The organism is Pirellulales bacterium (assembly GCA_036490175.1).
Classification (GTDB): Bacteria; Planctomycetota; Planctomycetia; order Pirellulales; family JACPPG01; genus JACPPG01.
Genome location: DASXEJ010000335.1, coordinates 1 through 2,960 on the forward strand (window position 1 = coordinate 1; position 2,960 = coordinate 2,960).

3 protein-coding genes are annotated in these 2,960 nt (G+C 60.1%); all 3 read left to right on the plus strand.

The window, feature by feature from the left end; translation table 11 throughout:
- Positions 1-200: 200 nt before the first annotated feature.
- The 3 genes from VGG64_25260 to VGG64_25270 all read left to right on the plus strand — a co-directional run bounded on the left by VGG64_25260 (position 201) and on the right by VGG64_25270 (position 2,893).
- Positions 201-752 carry a hypothetical protein gene (locus VGG64_25260; protein ID HEY1602939.1) on the plus strand — a complete coding sequence of 184 codons (552 nt, stop codon included), beginning with the start codon at positions 201-203 and terminating at the stop codon, positions 750-752.
- Between the two features lie 176 nt (positions 753-928).
- Positions 929-2,284, plus strand: coding sequence for a WD40 repeat domain-containing protein (locus tag VGG64_25265; GenBank protein ID HEY1602940.1), 1,356 nt, complete (start codon positions 929-931; stop codon positions 2,282-2,284).
- 165 nt (positions 2,285-2,449) lie between these two features.
- Complete coding sequence (locus VGG64_25270; GenBank protein HEY1602941.1) at positions 2,450-2,893, plus strand: transposase; 444 nt, start codon at positions 2,450-2,452, stop codon at positions 2,891-2,893.
- Positions 2,894-2,960 lie beyond the last annotated feature (67 nt).

Consider the following 2,960-nt stretch of genomic DNA (forward strand, 5'->3'; position numbering starts at 1 on the left):
CTCCTGGCTCCGCGCCCCCCTGAAGCCGAGCTATCGGCCCTGCGTCGTAGCGTTGGCCGCGGATCGCCCTTCGGCGACGAATCCTGGACCGCGCGGGCCGTCGATCGGCTGGGCCTCGCCACCACGATTCGTCTCCGCGGAGGGCCGGAAATATCCAATATTGGTTCCTGACACCTTTTCCGCTCCCATGGTACGACCCGTTGAACACGACGAGTCCCCAGGGGACTGTCGCATTCAGCGCGCTAAGCGGGGCTGCCAACGTGGCTGCGCCGATTACGTTCCAAGCGGCCGACCTGCCGTCTGCCGTTGGGTTGCCGCTTTCGCCCAACGGCGTTGTGAGTGCGATAAACCTATATTGGGTCTTCCAGACAATGTTTGTGGTTCACACCACCGACACGGATGTGCCGGCCCCGAACAGCGCATCGAGCAAGATGAAGGCCACATACGGCGGCGGGACGCTGAATAAAAATGACTACACGATTGTCGAGCAGGCGGGGTGGCAGTTCAATGGTACGGGCGAATTCGATGGTTCCGGCGTAGGCGTCGCCGGCAACTGGTCGGGCGGTCCCGTCCGGAGCACAAATGGCGTGACAACGGTCTTGCCCGGAGTCAGCATCGTACAAGGCTTTTTGCCGCCTGCCACCGTCGGCGAGAAGCTGAACGCCGCTGTATTTACTACGAATGGTCGGGCTAAAAACAAGCTTACCTTAAACATGCAGATGAACGCACAGCAGCCGTTGCCGTTACGGTAGCCGGAATCGGCTGGGCGCAGCGCATTGGCCAGCCAGCGTGCGCGCGTCCATGAACAATGCGACTCCTATTGGAACGATCAGCTATGCCCTGGTCCGCCTTCAACCTCGCCACGTGCCGCCGGTGCCATCGCTCGGCGGCTTATGGAGCTGTTGTCATTTGCGTCTTGACGGCTACCATGTCCGTCGCGCTCGCGCAAGACGATGCAGGCCAGGGTGACGCGCAGGGTTTGCGGACACTCTGGACCGCGCCGGTAAATGCCTCTCCGGGTTTTTCGAATCGTGACGAGAGCCCGCTTGCTGCATTTGCGCCGGGATCGGTGCCTGTGGCAATCTGCAACGAAAAATTCGTGGATATTCGCAACCCACGCTCCGGGGCGCGTATTCGTCGCGTCGGCCCCCACCCGTATACAACGCTCAGTGTGGTTTGGTCGCCAGACAGCAAGTTGCTGGCCGTGACGATGCTCAGCGAAACATTTGGCTACGGCGGACAGCCACCCGAAATCAAGCCCGAATGGCGGGATCAGAGCGAAGTGTACCTCTGGCGCGTCGCTGATGGCGAGCAGCACGCCCGATGTCGCGGTCACCATATGCAAGTCGTTGGATCACAGTTCTCGCCAGATAGCCGACGCCTCCTGACCTTTGGCATCGACGATGCGATGCGCCTTTGGGACACCGGCGGCGGCGAGCAAACTGTCCTCGAAACGTTCGTCCGTGGTGGTTCGATCATGGCTGGCCCGGCCCGCTGGGGAGCGTTCAGCGGCCACCCTGTTCGGCTGATCACCTCCCAGTGGTCTTCTGTCCTTAACCGCGACCCGATAACAGGGCGTGCGGATTGGCAACAGAGGACGTCGGGGCAACAGTCGCCATTCGCAGTCTTTGGCAGCAATGTCATTGTATGCTCGCAAGATTTGCTCGAATTTGCCGCTCGCGCGCACGAGCCGGCGAAGCGATTCGAAGCGCAGAAGACCGGGGCAGCTCAAGAGCACCGGCCTTTACGACAGTCGGCCGTGGCTAGTTCCGGTGCGTTTCTTATGCTCGCTCAGATTCGTGCCGATGGACTGTTCTCGCAGCTACCTGGCTCAACCATGTCCGGCTGGAAGGTACTCGACGACGACTATGACTATAGCTACGGTATGCCGGTCTTTTCGCCCGATGGATCGTGGTTATTCGCCCAGCGTTGGAACGGAAAGGATCGCTTCGAGCTTACGCTGTGGGACACCTCCGAATGGAAGCTCCGGCACGTGCATTTCTCAGAGAAACGGCGGACGGGCCCATTCATCGGCCCTGCCGGTGGACGGGCCATTTTCACATCCGACTCGCGCTACCTGAGCTTCGCTCCGGACCTCTACTGGGAGACATCGACCGGCGACTGGAAAGCCCCGCCCCAGCAAATTCCCGCGGAACGATGGGGGTTCTCGGGCGACGGTTGCTTTATGCTAACGCTCGTAAACAATGGCCGCGACGGGACTGTTTCAATGTATGACTTCGAATCAATCGAGCCCAAGCTCACGGCCACAACTAAGAGGCCCTAATAGGTCTGAGGAATTCTGAGGGGTCAGGACTCATTGGAGGGCAAATCAAAGGGGTCAAGGGCAAATCAAAGGGGTCAGGACTCATTGAAGGGAGGGAAAAGGGAGGGAAAAGGTGTCAGGAACCTTTTTGTTGACAAAGGGTCGCACGCTGCGTATTTTGGTGATATGGGACGGGCACATCGCGCGGCTGAAGGCGGCTACGTTTATCATGTGCTGAACCGTGCCAATGCGCGGATGACGATCTTTAACGACGCGGGCGACTACCAGGCCTTCGAGCAAGTCTTGATCGAGGCGGTCGAGCGCACCGCAACACGCCTGCTGGCCTACTGCGTGCTGCCGAACCATTGGCATTTGCTGGTCTGGCCTACGGCCGACGGCGAACTGTCGCGGTTCGTCGGCTGGCTCACGCTGACGCACACGCAGCGTTGGCACGCGCATCGGCATTCGACCGGTTCTGGGCACGTGTATCAAGGGCGGTTCAAGTCGTTTCCCGTGCAGGAAGACGAGCATTTTTATGCGGTCGCCCGCTATGGGCGAATTCAAAGGGGTCAGGACTCATTGATTCCACTCGCGGCCGTTAGTAGACTGGCGGACATGCCTCGCCCGTGACGATCGACTCGGGCATCACTGTCACGGATGCCGACAACCAGACGCTCCCGTCCGCGACCGTCACGAT

Bases quoted from the DNA above. Each gene is read 5' to 3' on its own strand.
- VGG64_25265 (HEY1602940.1), top strand. From the start codon at position 929: ATGTCCGTCGCGCTCGCGCAAGACGATGCAGGCCAGGGTGACGCGCAG.
- VGG64_25270 (HEY1602941.1), top strand. From the start codon at position 2,450: ATGGGACGGGCACATCGCGCGGCTGAAGGCGGCTACGTTTATCATGTG.